The sequence below is a fragment of the Butyrivibrio proteoclasticus P6B7 genome (assembly GCF_000622085.1).
GTDB lineage: Bacteria > Bacillota > Clostridia > Lachnospirales > Lachnospiraceae > Butyrivibrio > Butyrivibrio proteoclasticus_A.
On the sequence record NZ_JHWL01000002.1, the window covers coordinates 239,793 to 260,714 of the forward strand.

Sequence of the window (20,922 nt, forward strand, 5' to 3'; positions counted from 1 at the left end):
TACTCTTTTTAATGATATCATAGTTTATAAAAATTTTAGTCTTCTTTAATACATTTGTTCAAGATATTATGGAAACTCAGAAAGAAATTCCGGGTTTCTTATAAATTGATTTTTGCCTCCTTATGCTTTATAATCATAAAGATTGTCTTCTAATGCACATTTAAATTAGAAGAAGGAATGTATCGCATTTATAAAATTGAGGTATACACATGATTTCAAAAGATTACACATTAGGAATTGATATTGGTTCTACTACTGTTAAGGTAGCCCTTTTAGATAAGGATAAGAACATTATCTTTTCAGACTACAAAAGACATTTTGCCAACATTCAGGAGACATTGTCAGATCTTTTACAGGATGCTTACAAGAAATGCGGCAACGTAACTGTACATCCAGTTATTACAGGATCTGGCGGACTTACACTTGCTGGACACCTTGGAGTTCCTTTTGTGCAGGAAGTTATAGCTGTTTCTACTTCTCTTAAGGACCTTGCACCTAAGACAGATGTTGCCATTGAGCTTGGTGGTGAGGATGCCAAGATCATCTATTTTGAAGGCGGCAATGTTGAACAGCGTATGAATGGTATCTGTGCCGGTGGTACAGGTTCTTTTATTGACCAGATGGCGTCTCTTCTTCAGACAGATGCATCAGGTCTTAATGAGTATGCCAAGAATTACAATTCTTTATATACTATCGCTGCAAGATGCGGTGTATTTGCCAAGTCAGATATTCAGCCACTTATCAATGAGGGTGCCACCAAAGAGGATCTGGCAGCTTCTATTTTCCAGGCTGTTGTTAATCAGACAATTTCAGGACTTGCCTGTGGTAAGCCAATCAGAGGCCATGTAGCATTCTTAGGTGGTCCTCTTCATTTCCTTGATCAGCTTAAGGCTGCATTTGTACGTACTCTAAAGCTTGATGAGGAGCATACTATCGATACTGATAATTCTCATCTTTTTGCAGCTATCGGTTCAGCTCTTAATGCTAAAGAAGATGTTTCTTTTACCATGGATGAGATGACAGATAAGCTTGCCAATAAGATAGTTATGAGCGCTGAAGTTCAGCGTCTTGATCCTCTCTTTAATAATGAGGAAGAATATAAGACATTTAGAGATAGACAGAGTAAGTACAAGGTTAAGACAAGAAAGCTTGATGACTATAAGGGAAAGGCTTTCCTTGGTATTGACGCTGGCTCTACTACAACTAAGTGCGCACTTATCAGTGAAGATGGTGATCTTCTCTACTCTTTCTATTCAAGCAATAATGGTAGTCCATTAAAGACTGCTATTTCTTCCATACAGGAAATCTATAAGCTCATGCCTAAGGATGTTACTATTGCAAGAGCCTGCTCTACAGGTTATGGTGAAGCTCTTTTAAAGTCAGCTCTCCTTCTTGATGATGGTGAGGTTGAGACTATTGCTCACTACAATGCAGCTGCATTCTTTGATCCTAAGGTTGACTGTATCCTTGATATCGGTGGTCAGGATATGAAGTGTATCCATATCAAGAACCAGTCAGTTGATTCAGTTCAGCTTAATGAGGCTTGTTCTTCCGGTTGTGGTTCATTCATTGAGACCTTTGCTAAGTCTTTGGACTACACAGTTCAGGATTTTGCCAAGGTAGCTCTTTATGCCAAGTCTCCTGTTGATCTTGGTACAAGATGTACTGTATTTATGAACTCAAGAGTTAAGCAGGCTCAGAAGGAAGGCGCTGATGTAGCTGATATTTCATCAGGTCTTGCATATTCTGTAATTAAGAACGCTCTCTTTAAGGTTATTAAGGTTTCTGATGCCAAGGATCTTGGCCAGCACATCGTTGTTCAGGGTGGAACCTTCTATAACGACGCTGTTCTTCGTGCCTTTGAGATTATCTCAGGTGCAGAGGCAATCCGTCCTGATATCGCTGGTATCATGGGCGCTTTTGGTGCTGCTCTTATCGCCAGAGAGAGATTTTCTGAGACTCCTGATTATAAGACAACAATGCTTTCTATTGATCAGATCAATTCTCTTGAATATACAACAAGCATGACAACATGTCAGGGATGTACTAACCACTGCAGACTTACAGTTAACAAGTTTACTGGTGGTCGTCAGCATATTTCCGGTAACAGATGTGAACGTGGCATCGGTAAGGTTAAGAATGCTGATAATATCCCTAACCTTTTTGACTACAAATATAAGAGAATCTTTGGTTACGAGCCTCTTAGCGCTGATGCTGCTCCTAGAGGCACAGTTGGTATCCCCAGAGTTCTTAATTTCTATGAGAACTATCCATTCTGGTTCACCTTCTTTACTAAGCTTGGTTACAGAGTTGTGCTTTCTCCAAGATCAACTCACCAGATATATGAGCTTGGTATTGAGTCTATTCCTAGTGAATCAGAGTGCTATCCAGCTAAGATTTCACATGGTCATATTGAATGGCTTATTAAACAGAAGGTTGACTTCATCTTCTATCCAGGTCTTTTCTATGAGCGTGAAGAGGTAGAGGGTGCAACTAACCACTACAACTGCCCTATCGTTACTTCATATTCCGAGAATATCAAGAACAACGTTGAGGCTATCACAAATGGTGATGTTAAGCTTCGCAATCCATTTATGGCTTTCACTAACCTTGAGACAGCTACAACTTCTCTTGTTAAGGAATTCTCTGAGATTCCGGCTGAAGAGATCATAGCTGCTGCTAAGGAAGGCTGGGATGAAATGGCTAAGGCCAGAAAAGACATTCAGGTTAAGGGTGAAGAGACTCTTAAATGGATGGAAGAAAACAACAGACACGGTATCGTACTTGCAGGAAGACCTTACCATGTAGATCCAGAGATCAACCATGGTATTCCAGATATGATCTGCTCTTACGGTGTTGCTGTCCTTACAGAGGATTCAGTTTCACACCTTGGAAATCCTGAGAGACCTCTTATCGTTTCTGACCAGTGGATGTATCACTCAAGGCTTTACGCTGCAGCAAGCTTTGTAAGAACTCGTGAGGATCTTGATCTTATTCAGCTCAATTCCTTTGGCTGTGGCCTTGATGCAGTTACTACAGATCAGGTTAATGATATCCTTTCAGAATCAGATAAGATCTATACATGTCTTAAGATTGACGAAGTTAATAACCTTGGTAGCGCTCGTATCAGAGTTCGTTCTCTTCTTGCAGCTATCAGAGTTCGTAAGCAAAAGAATAAGCATGCTACAGTTAAGTCCTGTGCTAATGAGAGAGTTCTTTTCACAGAAGATATGCGTAAGAACTTCCTTATTCTCTGCCCTCAGATGTCTCCTATTCACTTTGACATCTTAGAGCCAGCATTTAATGCCTGCGGTTATAATTTTGTGGTTATGCAGAACGACAACAGGCGCGCCATTGATATGGGACTTAAGTATGTTAATAACGATGCCTGTTACCCTTCTCTTTGGGTTGTAGGTCAGATCATGGATGAGCTTACTTCCGGTAAGTACGACCTTAATAATACTGCCGTTGTTATGTCTCAGACAGGTGGTGGCTGCCGAGCTACTAACTACGTTGGATTTATCAGACGTGCCCTTAAAAAGGCTGGTATGGAGCAGGTTCCAGTTATTTCTCTTAACCTCTCCAAGCTTGAGTCTAACCCAGGCTTCCACATTAACTTAGAAATGCTTGAAAGAGCTGCTTATGGAGCTATCTTTGGAGATATCTTCATGAAGTGCGTATATCGCATGAGACCTTATGAGAAAGTAAAGGGATCTGTAGATGCCTGCCATCAGAAGTGGCTTCCTGTAGTTAAGGATTTCGTATGTGCTAAGCACATGAGCTTCTTCAAGTTCCAGAAGATCTGTAAGCAGATTATTGAAGATTTTGACTGTATTGAGATTAATGATGAAGTTAAGCCAAGAGTTGGTGTTGTTGGAGAGATCCTTGTTAAGTTTGCTCCAGCTGCTAACAACCATCTTGTTGAGCTTCTTGAGGCAGAAGGTGCTGAGGCAGTTGTTCCTGATCTTATTGATTTCATGCTCTACTGCTTCTACAACCAGATCTACAAGGCTCAGGAGCTTGGTACATCCAAGAAGACAGCTAGGTTCTGTAAAGCTGGTATTTGGGCTATAGAAAAGCTTCGTAGCGGTGCTACTAAGGCCTTCGAGAGAAGTGTTCATTTTGAGCCACCTACAGATATCTACAAGCTTGTAGAATACGCTTCACAGATCGTATCTATCGGTAACCAGACTGGTGAGGGATGGTTCCTTACAGGTGAGATGGTTGAGCTTATCCATAACGGAGCTAACAATATTGTCTGCACACAACCATTTGGATGTCTTCCTAACCATGTAGTTGGTAAGGGTGTAATTAAGCAGATGAGAAAGCTTTATCCTGGATGTAACATCGTTGCCATCGACTATGATCCAGGTGCTTCTGAAGTTAACCAGCTTAACAGAATTAAGCTTATGCTCTCTACAGCTCAGAAGAAAGTTGAGAAAGATAAAAAGATGGCCTGATATCTATTTAGATATTGGAGCTTATAGTTAAAAGAAAAAGCGAATGAGATACATTAGTGTCTCATTCGCTTTATCGTTATTTTGATTATTAGTAGCGCTCTAAGAATACCTTATTTAAGCTTGGCATTAAGCTTTTCTATAGCATCCTCGTGACGCTGAATAGCAAAGGTTGCGGATTTAATTTTCAGCTCCGTAGCCATTTTCTTTTTGTGAATCTCATTTTCCTTGGTGTAGTATTCAAGTGTATCCTCATCATCAAGCTCAAGATACTTATCAGCAAAGCATCCTGGGATAACGAATTTCTTGACTACATCAGAAAATTCAACTTCGATATATTTTCCGTCCTGTTTAATTACTTTTCCAGCACCAAACTTTTTATGGGAAACTTTCATCTTAAGGGCTGAACGATCACCTAACTTCTTATCTTCCTTGTCGAGTTCCTCGAGCTCTTTGTTCAGGTTTTCCTGTTCTGCCTTAAGGTTTTCAATCTGTTTGGCATTTTCTTCTAATAGCTCTTTTGTCTTCTTTGTAGGCTTTTTCTTAAGATCGTTCTTTGTTTCGAGATCATCATTTTCCATATCGAGGCCCATAAAGTAATCTCCTTATCAAAAACAGAATAAAAATAAACGACTTAACAATAATATTTTACCTTATTTTATGTCAAATTACAACTCCGTCGTCACTCCGCCTTTGCATAAGATAGCCTTTTTATCCACCTCAAGCCATACATCTGTGGCACTTGGATTATATGCGAAATCTCCATTAACAGAAACCTGAATTCTATTTGCTGCGTCAAGGTAATCAACAATCTCAATATTGGTTGCATACCAGATATCGTCTTTATTAGATACCTCTTTTGCAAAGGTTTCAATTACGTTCCAGTTATCATCTCTCTCAAACTCATAGCTATGGCCCCATACATAGAGCATGTAAAGGTACTGAGTCTTATGAAGATCCAGGAATTCTCTGGTTAGCTTCATAAGGTCAGGGTGTCTATGGGAACAGGTAGGATTCCATCTAAGGAAATCCTGTGGCATAGCAAAGCTTAGAGTAGAATTAACAGTCCTTGAATGAACGATTCCGCAGGCTTTAAGGGTTTCTACTACTGTATCATCAAAGGAGCCGTTAGGATAAGCCATTCCTCTGATGGGCCTGTGCATTATTTCCTCCAATGCTCTTCTGTCCTCAAGAACCTGCTGAATCTGCTGTTCTCTAGGGCACCTTGCGATGGTTGGATGAGTTACAGTATGACAAGCAATTTCATGGCCTTTATAAAGCTCTTTATACTCTGATGTAGGAATTCTCTCGTTATAGGCTTCCTCAAAGGGAATATCCTCAAGTCCGGAATTGACATTAAATGTTCCCTTAAGTCCATATTCGTTAAAAAGAGCTACAAGTCTCCTATCAGGAATCTTGCCATCATCATAGCTAAGAGTTAATACTTTGTGCTTTCCTTCAGGAAAAGCTGTGTAGATGTTGCGTACCTTTCTGTCTGACATATATATAACCTCCTAAATGTTTTATTGGAGCTTCTGCGTAAGAACTATTGAAGCCATCTGGCGCTTATTTTCGTCAAGAATCTGGCCCCACTGATATGGTGTGTTCTGATATACGTAGTAGTTAAGCCAGTTGGTATAAAGGTTGTTGGCATGGCTTCTCCAAACAAGATCAGGCTTATTCTCTGGATTATCGTCTGGATAGTAATTGTGAGGAATAGCAGTACCAAGACCCTTTTGAGTATCTCTTTTATATTCGCTGTCCAAAGTCATTCTGTCGTATTCTGCGTGACCCATTACAAAGATCTGGCTTCCGCTCTTGTTCATGCAAAGGAATACGCCTGCTTCAGGTGATTTAGCAAGGACTACAAGGTCTTCACACTCTTCTATTTTTTCAGTAGGTGTCTGAGTATATCTTGAGTGAGGCATATAGAATACATCATCAAAACCTCTTACAAGAGGCACCTTTCTGTTCATGACTCTGTGTTTGTAGATTCCAAAGAGCTTTTTATCTAGCATTTCCTTATCTATTCCAAAGTGATAATAGATTCCTGCCTGTGCACCCCAACAGATATGGAAGGTGGAGGTTACGTTGGTCTTACTCCACTCGAAAACCTCGCATAGCTCTTTCCAGTAATCTACATCTTCAAATCTCATCTGTTCTACTGGTGCGCCAGTGATGATCATACCGTCGTAGGTATTATCTTTTAACTCATCAAAGGTGTTGTAGAACCTGTTGAGATGGTTAGGGGATGTATTATTAGAGTGATGTGAGCTCATCTGCATGAAGGACACGTCAATCTGAAGAGGTGTATTGGACATTGAACGAAGGAGCTGAAGCTCTGTGTCCTCTTTAAGAGGCATCAGATTAAGGATAAGGATCTGAAGGGATCTGATATCCTGATGGAGCGCTCTGTTCTCATCTACTGCAAAAATATTCTCATTTTCTAAGATTTCTCTTGCTGGAAGATCATTTTGAATTTTGATTGGCATTTCTCTACACCTCTGGTCTTATTATTTATTGTGATTATTATTTTAACATATCAAGGAACTGTGCTTCATCGATAACCTTGATTCCAAGATCGTTAGCCTTTGTAAGCTTACTTCCGGCTGCTTCTCCTGCAAGCACAAGGCTTGTCTTTTTTGATACGCTTGATGAAGCCTTTCCGCCGTTTTTAACGATGAGCTCTTCAGCTTCCTTTCTTCCAAGGGTTGGAAGTGTTCCTGTAACTACGATGGTCATGCCAGACAGCTTATCTGAAGCATTTTCATCCTTTACAACCACCATGTTAAGGCCTTCTTCCTTCATTTCGTTAAGAATACGAAGGTTATTATCATCATGGAAGAATTCATATAGGTCGCTGGCAGTAGTCTCGCCTATATCTGGAATGCTAAGGAACCCATCAAGAGTTACGTGGCTTAGATCCAGCAGATTATCAAAGTGCTTCATTATCTCTCGTGCTGTGGACTTACCAACATTTCTGATAGCAAGACCAGTAAGAAGTCTAACTGGGTCATTTTCCTTTGATTTTTCTATCTCTGCAAGGAGTTTATCAGTATTCTTCTCTTTTCCGATAATGCCCTTTTCGATAAGCTCATCTCTATGGTTCTTAAGCTTGTAGATATCAGAATAATTAGAAAGATATCCTTCTGAAACAAGAGCATCTACCAGGGTATCGCCAAGACCCATAATGTTCATGGCATCTCTGCTGGTAAAGTAAGCAATGGTACGTGTGACCTGTGCTGGACAGGTTGGATTGATACATCTTATATCGGCAGTATCTGCTTCTCTTATAAGCTCGCTACCACAGATAGGGCAAGTCTTAGGAGCTACATATACTTCTGAAGGCTCCTTAACACAGCCGTTGAGCTTAGGGATGATCTCTCCGCTCTTAAAGAGCTTATATTCACCGCCAATACCTATCTTCATGTCAGTAATATAGTCCTGATTGTGAAGTGTAGCTCTTGAAACACTGGTACCGCAAAGTCTTGCAGGTTTTCCTGTCTCTCTGTCGTGGAAGCTTCCAGTAAATGTTAGCTTTCCAGTTCTACCAACGTCCACAAGAATCTCATCCATTACAACTACTCTTTCCTCAGGTGGGTACTTGTAAGCAATATGTCCGCTGGAATACTTGGAACCTGCTGGGAAGTCCTCTCTCCATCTGGTCTGGTCAATCTTAATAACTGCTCCGTCCAGGTCAAAAGTGAGCTCATCTCTCATCTGGCCGATTTCATCGATAGTATCAAGAATTTCCTGAGTTGTTGTACATTTCTTATGGAATACAGTTGGAACCCCAGCCTTTGAAAGGATATCAAGACCGCCGCAGTGACTGTTCATAATCTCTTCCGGGCCATCCTGAATATTGAATACAAACATTCTAAGGCCACGGCTCTTTGTTATCTCAGGATCTAGCTGACGAAGGGTGCCGGCAGCAAGGTTTCTTGGGTTGGCAGCAAGCTTCTTACCAAGCTTTTCCTGAGTGTCATTGAACTTTTCAAAGTCCTCATGGGACATATATACTTCGCCGCGAAGCTCTAAATAGTCATAAGGAAGGTCGATCACCTTCTTAACATCAGGGATAACCAATGCATTTAAGGTAACGTCCTCTCCAATAAGGCCATCACCTCTTGTTTCAGCCAGTGTTAAGTGAAGCTTGCCATCGCTTTCATCCCTGGTATAGCGAAGTGAAAGGCTAAGTCCGTCGATCTTTTGCTCGCAGGAAAACTCTGCATCAGCGTGCTTTGCAAAAACCTTTGTAGCCCAGGCTGATACATCCTCTTTATTAAAAACATCTTCAATTGAAAGCATTGGAACGTTGTGAGTAATCTTGATTCCAGCTTCTCTCTTAGCTGTTCCGCCGATGATCTGGCTTGGAGAATCCTTGGTTACAAGCTCTGGATGCTCCTTTTCAATAGCCTTAAGCCTTTGCATAAGCTGATCATACTCATAGTCTGAGATTTCAGGCTCGTCCTGATTATAGTACAGATCCATATGATGCTTTATCTCTTTTGATAAAGCTTCATACTCCTTAAGAATTTCTGAATTTTCTCCCATATCTCCACCCAACAAATAATTTATTTTTTTGGACTCTTTTTAAGTCCACAAGCCTCGTAAAGCTTGTTCTTTTCTATATCTGAAAGCTCAATATATTTAGAAGGCTTAAGATCATAGTCTGAGAGCTTTACTGTCATTACACGGATTCTTTTAAGTATCTTAACTTCAAAGCCAAGGGCTTCGCACATTCGTCTGATCTGACGATTAAGGCCCTGGGTTAGTATTATGTTAAAAGATCTTTTGCCTGTCCTTTTGATCTGACAGCCTCTGGTAGTTCTATCTAGCTCTCTTAAATAAACGCCATTGGACATTTTCTTAAGAAAATCTCCGTTAATGTTCTTATCAACTGTAACTTCGTACTCTTTTTCATGCCTTTTGGAGCCCTTCATCATGGCCTCAATAAGCTTACCATCATTAGATAAAAGAAGTAATCCCTCTGAATCCTTATCAAGACGGCCTGCATAGGTAACTCTCACTGGATACTTGATATCTTCAATGACAGTTCTTTCTGCATGGGAATCTCTTTCGGTGCAGGTAACTCCCACTGGCTTGTAATAGGCAAGAACCACGTTGTCCTTCTTCTGGCTTATTGCCTTGCCGTTTACAGTTACCTTCTGACTTCCATCCACCTGCATTCCAGGACTTGGAATTACGCCATCAACCAGGACTTTGCCACTTTGTATAAGTTTATCAGCATCTCTTCTTGAGCAAATGCCACAGGAAGCTATGAACTGGTTAAGTCTCATGTTAATCTCCTATAATATGAAAAAAGAACGGCCAATAATTGGACCGTTCTAATATCTTAGATCAGCTGGAATTATGCTACTACCTGAGCAAGCTGGGAAATAGCATTATCCTTAACGATACATTCGTAATTTTCTTTAATATGAGCAATTACATGCTGATTAGTTGCCTGGAAATGTCCAAACTCATATGCCATTGTGAAAAGCGCTGCAAAACGCTTAGGATCCTCATCGCTACGCATAAGGTCAAGATAGTACATTCCGTCAGCATCGTTCTTGTATAAAGAACTTACGATATTAAGATTAAGTGGTGCCTTCTTGCAGAATGTAATAACTGTCCTAATATCATTAAATGTGAACACATACTCGTGGAACTTAAGTCTGTTCTCGTCTCTCTTCTTTTTCTCCTCAGGAGAAAGAGCTGCATTAATAGATGCTCCGCTGGCAATCTTGTTGGCCTTTTCCTTAGAGCTTTCTACTGTAGCATTCTGATTAACAGAAATAGTCTCACCAGACTTGTTAAGGTCATTGTCTTCCATAATGTTCTTAACTGAGTTAGTGAACTGCTTAAGGCTCTTAAGATAGTCATTGAGCCTGTTGATACGCTCTTCATCAACTGAATCTCCAAGATCCTCTAATACATTCTTAGGAATCTTGATGCCGGCCTTATCTGTTAAATTCTTAAGTATCTCGCCAAAGGATGCTGAAGCATTCTCTGAAAGAGTAAGTGAAATTGAATGATCAGGTAAAACGGTTATCTGCATCGGCATAAAGGAACCAGTTGGCTTGTAATCAACCTCTTCCTCAGCCTTTCTCATAACATCGTGAAGGAAATCCATTGCCTCTTTCTTCTTTTCAAAAAGATCCTCAAGCTTGATTCCCTGTTCGTCCATATCATCTTCCGTAATGATACATGTAACAGTATCTTTATTTATTCTTTTAAATTCCATTAAAACCAGAAATCCTTTCAACCATCAGTGTTACAATAAAAAAAGTTACTAATCAAGAGAATAATTTTTCAAAAGTCAAAACATATTGTACTACATTTAGCAAATTCTTGGAAGCCCTTCTCCGTACATTAATCCAACTACTCTTTTTCCGCCTATTTTAGTTATAACACTCACATTATTATTATCGGATGAATCGCTATTTTTGATTACTTTACCAATGATACAGGCATTTTCGCCGTACTTACATGAGCGGATAACTTCTACAGCTCTTTTTGCATCATCACCATGTACAGAAAGCACCATTTTGCCTTCATTACCCATATATAATGGGTCAAGACCAAGGATTCCGCAAAAATCTCTTACAGAATTAGAAACAGGTAAATCATTCTCCACCAGCTCAATATTGCACTTTGATGAAGAACTGAACTCATTAAGAACTGTTCCAAGGCCGCCTCTTGTAACATCTCTCATGGCATGAACACGGATTCCCTCTGTTAGAAGAGAATTCACCATCTCACAAAGTGGCGCATTATCTGATTTAATTGGACTCTCGATACCCATTCTGGTGCCAAGGATAGCGGCATGATGGTCACCTAGATTACCGGAAATAATGATGGCGTCAGAATCCTCAAGCTTAAAAGGACCTGGAACATCAAGATCATCAGGAATAAAGCCAACTCCTGAGGTGTTGATTATAAGACCTGGCTCTCCGCCTTTATTTTCAATTACTTTAGTATCGCCTGTGATTATCTTAACCCCGGCTTCACGTGCTGTCTCAGCCATAGAACCGATTACTTTATCAAGAACATCAATATCAAGGCCTTCTTCAAGAATGCAGCCGCATGTAAGGTACATTGGCTTAGCACCGCTCATAAGAAGGTCATTAACTGTTCCGCAAATAGAAAGTCGCCCTATATCTCCGCCAGGGAAAATAATAGGAGTAACTACGAAGCTGTCTGTGGTTACGGCAAGTCTTCCGGAACCTGGAACAACTGCTGAATCCTCTAATTTATCAAGTATTTCATTATGGAAGTGCTTGGCAAATACGTCTCTGATAAGAGCTGATGTTGATTCTCCGCCGCTTCCGTGTGCCATCGTGATCTTCATTTGTAAACCTCTATATTAGTCTATTTATTATAATTCTGAATATATAGCTAAATATGTATATGATTTTCTATTTCTATATCATTTTCTGCCAGATACGAAATAATTATAGCAACTGCCCTCAGTAGAAACCATGCATGCTCCGTGTGCATTGTCCGGCGTGCAGTGCTTTCCAAATAATGGACATTCATTAGGACTTATCTTACCAACTAAAACGCTGGCGCATTTACAACCAGCAGGCATATGATCCTCGTCAAGTCCGATACTTCCTGCATCAAAAGATCTGTACTCTTCCCTTAAAACCATTCCGGAGCCCTTGATCTTGCCCATACCTCTCCAGGAGGAATCTGAAGGCTCAAAATACTTATTAACAAGGGCCTTAGCTGTTGTATTGCCTTCAGGCTTAACAACGCTCTTATACATGTTCTTAACGCCAGATTTACCCTTCATCTTAACTAAAGAATAAATGGTGGCAAGAAGCTGTGGTCCCTCAAATCCTGATACCACAAATGGAATTCCAAGCTCTTTAGAAAGAGCTTCATACTCATTAGAACCAGTGATGGCTGATACGTGTCCTGGAGCAATAAAGCCGTCTATTCCGCCGCCATCCTTAACTACCCATTTAATTACTTCTGGCATAGTTTTAAGTGATGTAAGGAGCCTTAAATTAGTTATATTCTCCCTAATAGCCTCTTCTATTACCATAGCGTAGACGGGAGTTGTTGTTTCAAATCCTATGGCTGCAAATACGTACTTGTGCTGAGGATTTTCTTTAGCCAGCTTAACAGTCTCCATTGGGGAATAAACCATCATTACACTGGCGCCATCTGCCTTGGCATCTGCAAGGGATTTGTTTGTTCCCTTAACTCTTATCAGGTCTCCGAAGGTAAGAACTGTGGTATCTTCCTCCATAGAAAGCTCTATAAGCTTATCAATTACTGCAGTTACTGTGACGCATACAGGACACCCCGGGCCTGAAATAAGCTTAATCTTAGGAGAAAGCATGGCAGGTATGCCGTTTTCTGAAATGGCGGCTGTGTGAGTTCCGCAAACCTCCATGATCCTTACTTCTTCTCCGTCATATTCTTTTAGCTCTTTTACGATAGTACTTAAAGTAACCTCAGCCATTTAGACTCCCAAATCCTCGATTTCTTTAAATAATTCTTCCATTTCATCTGCCATGGCATCATCCATAGTCTGAATAATGCAGCCGGCATGTACCAAAACCCTGTCTCCAACCTTAACGTTAACAAGGCCTGCCTCGGCATTTACAATATTTCCACTAAAATCAACGGTAGCCTTTGTTCCGTCAAGCTTTATAACCTTTCCAGGAATTGCAACACACATAGTATTTCCTCTTTTCTTATAATAAGCCAAAATAGCTCTGCCCAAGGCTTATCCCAGCATCTGTGCAGGGAACGAGTCTATTTATATACACTTCAAAACCGGCATCTCTTAAACGCCTTGTGCTCTCTGACAATAAAAGCCTGTTACAAAAGCATCCGCCAGAAAGACATACCTTTTTCTCCTGACTTGTGTTCCTAATGTCTTCACACATTTGCACAATCATGTCACAGATAGCCATGTGGAAGGAATAGGCAAGTTCTGCCCTATCTACACCATCTTTGAAGAGCACACTAATTTCTTTAAATAATCCAACCTGGTCAAAGACAACCTGACCATTCTCCAGCTTTTCTTTTCTAAAGGTAAGCTTATGATAGTCTTTTTTGTCAAAAGAGCTGGCTTCCTTCTCAAGAAGTGTCGCGCACTCCCCTTCAAAGGAATTCTCATCCCTTATTCCAAGTAGAGAACAGATTCCATCAAACAATCTGCCCATACTGGAGGTTTCATAGGTATTTATATTATTAACAAGGGCAGACTTTATTATAGCATTTATTTCGCTGCTGTCATCTGCCTGATACATATAGGCATCCCTTACAATACTAGCTTTCTTTGGCGCATTATCACCGCCAGCAAGCTTAACATATGACAAATGACCTTTTCTTTCGAATTCCTTACCCTTACATAGCATGAATTCTGATCCCCAGATCTTGCCATCATCACCAAAGCCTGTGCCGTCGAGAGAAACTCCTATGGCGCTTTCTAAAGAGTTTTCTGCCATTACTGAAAGAATATGGGCATGATGATGATAAACGTATTCAAGAGGCAAATTGTGCTTATCTGCGTATGCCTTGGCAAGCTGTCCTGACCTATATAGCGGATGCTTGTCACAAACAATCTTTTCAGGGGTAAAAGAGAATATTCCTTCAAATCTTTCTATTAGCTCTGAAAGGTTCTCACTGCAGGCCACATCCTGAAGGTCACCAATATATGGGGATACAATGATCCTATCTCCTTTTCCAAAGGAAAAAGTATTCTTAAGGTCGCCTCCAAAGGAAAGAACCTTCTGATCTCCCACATTAGCTTTATGGAATACTGGAAGTGGGAAAAATCCTCTGGATCTTCTTATAAACAACGCTTCTTCCTGGTCGCTACCCTTGAGAATATACATAACAGAATCGTCCTGAGGTATGTTGATCTCTCTTTCATGGTAAAGAACAGCATCTGTAGTATCGCCAAATTTATCCAAATATTCCTGATCTTTAATAATAATTGGCTCATCGGATAGATTAGCACTGGTTATGATAAGAGGTCCTGTCTCCTGTAATAACAGGTAGTGGATACCTGCTGATGGCAGGAACGCTCCAATATAGCTACTATCTTTACAAACTTCGTAAGGCAGATCCTTTTTCTTGTTCAAAAGAACTATAGGCCTTGCGTCAGATAAAAGAACCTCCTTTTCCTTAGGAGAAACGTCACAGTACTCTTTTATCTGCTCCAAATCCTTAAACATTACAGCAAAAGGCTTCTCTTCTCTGCCTTTGAGAAGCCTTAACCTTCTGGTTACGGTATCTAAAGGCCTACATACAAACTGATAGCCAGAAACACCCTTTAATCCTATGATTTTGTCTTCATTCAAAAGAGCTATAGCTCTTTTTACAGCCTCTTCACGGGTAAGAACCTTGTCTTTTTCCTTAAGAATCATGTAAGGGCCGCAGTCATGACAGGAAATTGTCTGAGCATAGTGACGACGGCCTTTTTGATAATCACTTTCGCATGAATTGCACAGATCAAAGGCTTTCATTCTGGTAGTAATTCTGTCGTAAGGCAGCTTATCAAGGATGCTTACTCTGGGGCCACAGATAGTACAGCTTATAAGCGGATATCTATAGCGACGGTCACTGGAATCAAGCATTTCACGTAAGCACTCATCACATATTCCTATATCAGGAAGAAAAACAGGAAGTTCCTTAGAAAGGTCTATTTCCATACTGTCTACAATCTCAAAGCTATCAAATTCCTGCTCTTTTTCCTGATAAGAAATCTGAACATCCAAAATAAAAGCACCTGCAGGATGCTCGTTTTTAATACAGCGAACAAAAGCCTCTATTTGAGACTCTTCTCCTGTCACGAGAATATCTACAGCTGCTCCGATATTTTTGACATGACCAACCAGTCCATATTCAGTTGCTTTTTGTGAAATAAAGGGGCGATAACCTACTCCCTGTACCGCCCCTTTAACTGTGATTAAAGCTGTCATAATTTATTATGAATTATTTGTTGTCCTGATTGGCTGCTGGTGCTGCTGGAGCTGGATTAGCATTTGCTGCTGGTGCAGCTGGTGCTGCGCCTCCTGCCTGAGCTGCCTGTGCTGCCTTAGCAGCTGCTGCAGCTGCCGCACGTTCCTTAGCAGCTTTCATAAGAGCTTCCTGAGCAGCTATAGCCTTTTCAGACTGTTTAAAGGTCTTAGTGAGCTTTTCTGAACCTGGCTCCTGGAAACGAAGTCCCATGGAGAGACATTTCTTAGGGCAGTTATCAACGCAGCATCTGCACTGAATACAGCTCATAGGTCTGATTGACCAGGTCTTCTCTGCCTTGTCTACGGTGATTGCGTGTGTAGGGCACTTAATAGAGCAAAGACCGCAAAGCACGCATACATCCATATCATTTTCTACGTGTCCTCTTGTACCTACTGGATATTCCTTTTCAACCTTTCTGGTCTTAGGCTTTGATACAAGATTATGAAGAATAGTATTTTTAAAACTTACAAGTGCCATTTTAAATCTCCAATCCGTTTATTGAATCAAAACAATTTAAATCTTATATCATCTCTCGGTACAACTGATACATGGATCGATAGTAAGAACGAGAATTGGTACATCAGCAAGGTCACATCCCTTAAGGGTCTCAACAAGACCAGGAATATTAGAGAATGTGGGGGTGCGGACACGAAGTCTGTCGATGAACTTAGTTCCGTTTGCCTTTACATAGTAAAGAGCTTCACCTCTAGGCTGCTCTATTCTCATCATATACTCGCCATTTGGCATTCCCTTAACAGGAACATCGATATCGCCAGCAGGCATCTTGTCGATACACTGACGGATAATGTCAAATGCCTGGAAAATCTCTTTTATACGGCATTCTGTACGAGCATATGAATCGCCATCGTTGCTGAGAATTGGCTCAAACTCAACATCGCCATAAGCACAGTAGCCAGTTGTTCTGATATCACGGTTAACGCCAGATGCTCTAAGGAATGGTCCTGCGCAGCCAAGCATATCAGCCTGCTCTGCTGTAAGAACACCTACGCCGCGAAGTCTTGACTGTACTGCAACGTCGTTAAGGAAAGGCTTAGCAATAGCTTTAAGATCCTCTTCCATCTTGAGAATTCTCTGATAGAAATCCTTGAGCATTTCATTAGATACATCTCTTCTAACACCGCCGATCTTCATAACTGAGAAGATTACACGGCCACCTGTTGAAGCTTCGAACATATCAAGAGCATCTTCTCTAAGTCTCCAGCAGTCCATGTAGAGAGACTCAAATCCAAAGGCATCTGCTAAAAGACCAAGCCAAAGAAGATGTGAGTGGATTCTTGAAAGCTCTGACCAGATTGTTCTAAGGTATTTAGCTCTTGCAGGAACGTCGATATCCATAATGTGCTCAAGAGCCTCAGAATAACCAAGTCCGTGACCAAGTGAGCAGATACCACAGATACGCTCTGCAACATAAACCATCTCGTTAAAATCTTTTTTATCAACCAGCTTCTCAAGACCTCTGTGAATGAAACCAATAGAAGGAATAGCTTCTACTACCTTTTCATCCTCCATAACAAGGTCTAAGTGAATTGGTTCCGGAAGAACCGGATGCTGGGGTCCAAATGGAATTACACTTCTTGTTGACATTTTGGTTCCTCCAATTATTTAAATGGTGTTTCGATCGCTGTGCGATAAAACTTACCTTCAAAGTCTAAGTTGATCATCTTGATCTTTACTCCGAAAAGATCATGCATCTCATTCTCGTGAATGAAAGCGCAAGGGAAAGCACTTGTAATGCTTGAAATCTCCTGATCCTCAGGAAGAGTTACCTTAAGCTGCTTAACCTCGTAATCTTTACCGAATGTATATACAAGCTCAAAACCATCAGGGATTCTTGTAGCGCACTGCTGCATAAGGTGATATCCCTCGTTTTTGAGTCTGTGTGCCTCATCAAGGATGAGTTCATAAGTAACTGGTGTAAACTCCATATTCATTACTTGTTTTCTCCTTTCTCAGCATTGTTAGCGGCTGCAGCCTGAGCGGCAGGATTTGTAGCTGGTGCTGCGCCCTGAGCAGGAGCTGCTGGCTTAGGAGCTGGTGCGACAGGTCTTGCACTTGCCTTAATCTTCTCCTCAGCCTGCTCTCTAAGAGCTTCTTCAGTAAGAACTGCATCATACTGAGTGCTTGGATCATAGTCATCTGAAGTCATATGTACAGCCATTTTGCTGTAATCAACAGTACAATAGCCAGCCTTCATAGACTCTTTTAACTTCTTCTTCTTTTCCTCAAGGATTCCAACTGCCTTAACAACACCCTCGATAAGAGCTTCAGGTCTTACGGCACATCCTGGAACATATACATCTACAGGAACAACCTTATCAGCTCCTCCTAAGATGTTATAGCACTCCTTGAAGATACCTCCGTCACATGCGCAGATACCGCAGGCAACAACTACCTTTGGATCAGGCATCATGTTGTAGAGCTGTCTGATTACTGGTGCTGTCTGAGCATTAACACCGCCTGTAAGAAGCAGAACGTCTGCATGCTTAGGATTACCAGTATTGATAATACCAAAACGCTCCACGTCATAGAGAGGAGTCATTGTGGCAAGTACTTCTATATCACAGCCATTACAGCTGGAGCCATCATAATGTAACACCCATGGTGATTTAGAAATTTTCATTGATCTTCCATTCCCTTCTTCTTATTTCAAAACATTAAGAATCAGCAGATTTGTACCTGCAAAGATAAGAATCACTGACCATGTAACTTTAAGCATTGTCTGGTATTTAACTCTTGGAAACAGGTTATCAATAAGTGTTTCTAAGAAGAATACGATAATAACTGCTAATACTGCCCATACTCTGCTGATAGGGTTAGCTGTAATGAAGAACATTCCAACGATACCCATCATAAGTACAAGATCATACCACTCTGCTATTTCTACCAGAGCGAGGTTGCCACCAGAAAGATCTGTAGTAAGACCCTTAACCATTTCCTGATGCATATGGTGTGATGTACTAAGGTCAAATGGTGACTTTCTAAGCTTAATGATCAGAATAAATACAAATCCAATAAAGAAACCTGGAATCTGAACAATGGCTGGTATTTCAGCTTTAATAAGGTCATTAACCATGAAGCTTCCGTTAGCATAATAGAAACCGATAGCTACAAGAAGTGTCATAGGCTCATAACACATCATCTGTAAAAGCTCACGCTGAGCACCCATTATACTGTAAGGACCGTTTGATGAAAAAGCGGCCAAAACAAGCATAACTTCTGACATAGACAGCGCAAAGAATACAAGAAGCATATCTCCGCCAGCAAAGAATAATGCACCAGTAAATATTGTAAAGATAAGATATACAGTTACAAACAATACCTGGATGCTGTTAACTACTGTTGTCTGCTTACTAAGAAGCTTTGCTACGTCATAGAATGGCTGGAAAAGAGGTGGACCCTGTCTTCCCTGCATACGGGCAGCGAAAACTCTGTCTACTCCCGCCAAAGTACCTCCAATAAACGGAGCTAATAATACATAGATTACTGCTTTTATTATCATCTCAACTGTCATCAGATAGCACCTCCAACCACAACGATAACCATTACTGCCACAAGCACGGTTGCTACATAGATGCAAGGACGTAATAATTTCTTTTCACCAAACAGGTCTTCCATGTACCAGTTAGACATATAAAGAGCTCTCTCCTTACCGAAAGAATCAATATAATGTCTGTCATCACCGGCATTGACACCTGCTACGTAAGACATTGTCATCTTAGCATTCTTACCGATAGCAAGGAATCTTGCTCCGAAAGGAATTGCAAAGATCATAAGTACCATGATGATCATAATGATCATATCTTCCATACCGATAACGTCAGCAATGAATCCGCCGAAGGCTTCGTTAAGAGCCGGCTGAACCATTGTTGAAGACATCCAAGGGAATGCAATACACATTACAATGATCATTGTTGTAAGTGGGAAGATTGAAACAAGCTCACTTCTTGGTGTGATATCTTCAAGCTCGAAGGACTGATGGATAACTGTACAGATCTTACCAAGCCATTTAGCCCAGTAGAATAGTGTACTTCCTGAACCAAATACAAGGAAAAGAACAAGCCATACAGAACCTGAGTCAACGAATGACTTAAGAGCTGCCCACTTTGATACAAGCATACCAAATGGAGCCATGAACATACCGCAGATACCAATGATCATAATGAATGCAAGCCTTGGGAGCTTGATGATAAGACCATGCATATCCTCTACGTCTCTAGAATGCATACAGTTCTCAATATCACCAACTGTCTGGAACAGCAGTGACTTAGAAACTGCGTGGAACATTACAAGCATGATAGCTGCCCAGATACCCTCCTGAGTACCAGTACCAGCGCAGGCTGTAATAAGTCCAAGGTTTGAAATTGTAGAATAAGCAAGCACCTTTTTACCATCGCTAACAGTGATAGCAAGAAGTGATGCTGCAAAGAATGTGAATCCGCCGATGACTGTTATCATGATACCTGTTAATGTGTTGAACATAACTGGTGAAAGTCTGATAAGCATGTAGACACCGATCTTAACCATTGTAGCTGAGTGAAGAAGCGCACTTGATGGTGTAGGCGCAACCATGGCACCAAGAAGCCATCTTGAGAATGGGAACTGTGCACTCTTTGTAAGAGCTGCAAATGCGAAAAGTGTAACTGGGATCATAAGAACTGCTGAGTGCTCTGTATGTGTAAGAACACTTAAATTAGCAATGCCAAGCTGCATGTTGCTGTACATAAGTCCAGCTGCAAAGCCGCATCCACCAAGAAGGTTCATCCAAAGAGCTCTGAAGGAATTGTCGATAGCTTCCTGAGTTCTTGTATAACCGATCATGAGGAATGAGCATACGCTTGTGATCTCCCAGAAGAAATAGATCCATCCAAGATTATCGGATGAAATAAGACCAAACATAGCTCCAAGGAATACAAACATAAGAGCAATAAAATAATTAGAACGATCAGCAACATCTGTGTGATGGTGATGATAGTCCTTCATGTATCCAGATGCATAGATGCAAATAAGGATACCTACAAAACCAACGATAAGATACATGATTGCAGACATTGTATCAATACGAAGGTGTGTTCCTCCCTCAACGGCTCTACCTGTAAGATCCATCCAAAGAACTGGAATTGTACCAGCCAATGAGAAAAGAATTGCATAATACTTCTTGTACTTGATGCTCAAAAAGCATACAAGGCACATAAGAAATACTTCCCCACCAATAACAATATAAGTAGGTATCTCCACATGCTCAAGATAAACAAACTGTGATGTATCTCCGGACATGAGCACATTTACAGCAACATAAATAGCCGCAGCCATAATGGTGAAACCACCAAGAATGATAACTGCGCTTCTTAAAGGACTTGCCTTCTTTAAGAGAAAGATTATGATTGCCATAATAAAGGGAAATAAAATAAGGAAGTTTACTACGTTTAAAACTTGATTAGCCAAGGTGTTCGCC

General features: G+C 40.8%; 17 protein-coding genes. 1 reads left to right on the top strand and 16 read right to left on the bottom strand.

All coding sequences use genetic code 11. From position 1 onward, the window contains the following. The first annotated feature begins 209 nt into the window (after positions 1-209). Positions 210-4,460: a 2-hydroxyacyl-CoA dehydratase gene (locus tag T541_RS0102685; RefSeq protein ID WP_034465749.1), complete on the top strand. Its 4,251-nt coding sequence runs from the start codon at positions 210-212 to the stop codon at positions 4,458-4,460. Positions 4,461-4,570: 110 nt separating this feature from the next. On the opposite strand, the gene T541_RS0102690 is transcribed toward T541_RS0102685, so the two are convergent. The 16 genes from T541_RS0102690 to T541_RS0102765 all read right to left on the bottom strand — a co-directional run bounded on the left by T541_RS0102690 (position 4,571) and on the right by T541_RS0102765 (position 20,912). Next, on the bottom strand, positions 4,571-5,050 hold the full coding sequence (locus tag T541_RS0102690) for a hypothetical protein (protein WP_026651236.1): 480 nt from the start codon (positions 5,048-5,050) through the stop codon (positions 4,571-4,573). Between the two features lie 75 nt (positions 5,051-5,125). Then, complete coding sequence (locus tag T541_RS0102695) at positions 5,126-5,959, bottom strand: polysaccharide deacetylase family protein (protein WP_026651237.1); 834 nt, start codon at positions 5,957-5,959, stop codon at positions 5,126-5,128. A 21-nt stretch (positions 5,960-5,980) separates the two neighbouring features. Beyond that, positions 5,981-6,949: a homoserine O-acetyltransferase MetA gene (metA, locus tag T541_RS0102700; RefSeq protein ID WP_026651238.1), complete on the bottom strand. Its 969-nt coding sequence runs from the start codon at positions 6,947-6,949 to the stop codon at positions 5,981-5,983. 37 nt (positions 6,950-6,986) lie between these two features. Further along, complete coding sequence (ligA, locus tag T541_RS0102705; protein WP_026651239.1) at positions 6,987-9,011, bottom strand: NAD-dependent DNA ligase LigA; 2,025 nt, start codon at positions 9,009-9,011, stop codon at positions 6,987-6,989. A 20-nt stretch (positions 9,012-9,031) separates the two neighbouring features. Continuing rightward, positions 9,032-9,757 (bottom strand): pseudouridine synthase, encoded by a 726-nt coding sequence (locus T541_RS0102710; protein ID WP_026651240.1) that lies wholly within the window; start codon positions 9,755-9,757, stop codon positions 9,032-9,034. 71 nt (positions 9,758-9,828) lie between these two features. Next, entirely contained in the window at positions 9,829-10,704 is an 876-nt protein-coding gene (locus T541_RS0102715) for an adaptor protein MecA (protein ID WP_026651241.1), read from the bottom strand. A 96-nt stretch (positions 10,705-10,800) separates the two neighbouring features. After that, the gene (gene hypE, locus T541_RS0102720) at positions 10,801-11,811 is read right to left on the bottom strand and encodes a hydrogenase expression/formation protein HypE (protein ID WP_026651242.1); all 1,011 of its coding nucleotides are present in this window, start codon (positions 11,809-11,811) and stop codon (positions 10,801-10,803) included. A 78-nt stretch (positions 11,812-11,889) separates the two neighbouring features. Beyond that, positions 11,890-12,936, bottom strand: coding sequence for a hydrogenase formation protein HypD (gene hypD, locus T541_RS0102725; protein ID WP_026651243.1), 1,047 nt, complete (start codon positions 12,934-12,936; stop codon positions 11,890-11,892). Then, positions 12,937-13,155 (bottom strand): HypC/HybG/HupF family hydrogenase formation chaperone, encoded by a 219-nt coding sequence (locus tag T541_RS0102730; protein WP_026651244.1) that lies wholly within the window; start codon positions 13,153-13,155, stop codon positions 12,937-12,939. 16 nt (positions 13,156-13,171) lie between these two features. Continuing rightward, entirely contained in the window at positions 13,172-15,409 is a 2,238-nt protein-coding gene (gene hypF, locus T541_RS0102735; protein WP_034465753.1) for a carbamoyltransferase HypF, read from the bottom strand. 13 nt (positions 15,410-15,422) lie between these two features. Beyond that, positions 15,423-15,926, bottom strand: coding sequence for a 4Fe-4S binding protein (locus T541_RS0102740; protein ID WP_026651246.1), 504 nt, complete (start codon positions 15,924-15,926; stop codon positions 15,423-15,425). 48 nt (positions 15,927-15,974) lie between these two features. Beyond that, positions 15,975-17,054 carry a nickel-dependent hydrogenase large subunit gene (locus T541_RS0102745; protein WP_026651247.1) on the bottom strand — a complete coding sequence of 360 codons (1,080 nt, stop codon included), beginning with the start codon at positions 17,052-17,054 and terminating at the stop codon, positions 15,975-15,977. Positions 17,055-17,068: 14 nt separating this feature from the next. Beyond that, positions 17,069-17,401, bottom strand: a complete 333-nt coding sequence (locus T541_RS0102750) for an NADH-quinone oxidoreductase subunit C (RefSeq protein ID WP_026651248.1) — start codon at positions 17,399-17,401, stop codon at positions 17,069-17,071. After that, on the bottom strand, positions 17,401-18,090 hold the full coding sequence (locus tag T541_RS22035; protein WP_026651249.1) for an NADH-quinone oxidoreductase subunit B family protein: 690 nt from the start codon (positions 18,088-18,090) through the stop codon (positions 17,401-17,403). Before T541_RS22035 ends, T541_RS0102750 begins: the two co-directional genes overlap by 1 nt. 21 nt (positions 18,091-18,111) lie before the next feature. Further along, the gene (locus T541_RS0102760) at positions 18,112-18,981 is read right to left on the bottom strand and encodes a complex I subunit 1 family protein (RefSeq protein ID WP_026651250.1); all 870 of its coding nucleotides are present in this window, start codon (positions 18,979-18,981) and stop codon (positions 18,112-18,114) included. After that, positions 18,981-20,912 (bottom strand): NADH-quinone oxidoreductase subunit L, encoded by a 1,932-nt coding sequence (locus T541_RS0102765; RefSeq protein WP_026651251.1) that lies wholly within the window; start codon positions 20,910-20,912, stop codon positions 18,981-18,983. The genes T541_RS0102760 and T541_RS0102765 overlap by 1 nt, the downstream gene beginning before the upstream one ends. Between the last annotated feature and the right edge of the window lie 10 nt (positions 20,913-20,922).

Bases quoted from the DNA above. Each gene is read 5' to 3' on its own strand.
- hypF (WP_034465753.1), bottom strand. From the start codon at position 15,409: ATGACAGCTTTAATCACAGTTAAAGGGGCGGTACAGGGAGTAGGTTAT.
- T541_RS0102750 (WP_026651248.1), bottom strand. From the start codon at position 17,401: ATGAATATGGAGTTTACACCAGTTACTTATGAACTCATCCTTGATGAG.
- T541_RS0102745 (WP_026651247.1), bottom strand. From the start codon at position 17,054: ATGTCAACAAGAAGTGTAATTCCATTTGGACCCCAGCATCCGGTTCTT.
- T541_RS0102715 (WP_026651241.1), bottom strand. From the start codon at position 10,704: ATGGAATTTAAAAGAATAAATAAAGATACTGTTACATGTATCATTACG.
- T541_RS0102685 (WP_034465749.1), top strand. From the start codon at position 210: ATGATTTCAAAAGATTACACATTAGGAATTGATATTGGTTCTACTACT.
- T541_RS0102740 (WP_026651246.1), bottom strand. From the start codon at position 15,926: ATGGCACTTGTAAGTTTTAAAAATACTATTCTTCATAATCTTGTATCA.
- T541_RS0102710 (WP_026651240.1), bottom strand. From the start codon at position 9,757: ATGAGACTTAACCAGTTCATAGCTTCCTGTGGCATTTGCTCAAGAAGA.
- ligA (WP_026651239.1), bottom strand. From the start codon at position 9,011: ATGGGAGAAAATTCAGAAATTCTTAAGGAGTATGAAGCTTTATCAAAA.
- T541_RS0102730 (WP_026651244.1), bottom strand. From the start codon at position 13,155: ATGTGTGTTGCAATTCCTGGAAAGGTTATAAAGCTTGACGGAACAAAG.
- hypD (WP_026651243.1), bottom strand. From the start codon at position 12,936: ATGGCTGAGGTTACTTTAAGTACTATCGTAAAAGAGCTAAAAGAATAT.
- metA (WP_026651238.1), bottom strand. From the start codon at position 6,949: ATGCCAATCAAAATTCAAAATGATCTTCCAGCAAGAGAAATCTTAGAA.
- T541_RS22035 (WP_026651249.1), bottom strand. From the start codon at position 18,090: ATGAAAATTTCTAAATCACCATGGGTGTTACATTATGATGGCTCCAGC.
- T541_RS0102690 (WP_026651236.1), bottom strand. From the start codon at position 5,050: ATGGGCCTCGATATGGAAAATGATGATCTCGAAACAAAGAACGATCTT.
- hypE (WP_026651242.1), bottom strand. From the start codon at position 11,811: ATGAAGATCACGATGGCACACGGAAGCGGCGGAGAATCAACATCAGCT.
- T541_RS0102695 (WP_026651237.1), bottom strand. From the start codon at position 5,959: ATGTCAGACAGAAAGGTACGCAACATCTACACAGCTTTTCCTGAAGGA.
- T541_RS0102760 (WP_026651250.1), bottom strand. From the start codon at position 18,981: ATGACAGTTGAGATGATAATAAAAGCAGTAATCTATGTATTATTAGCT.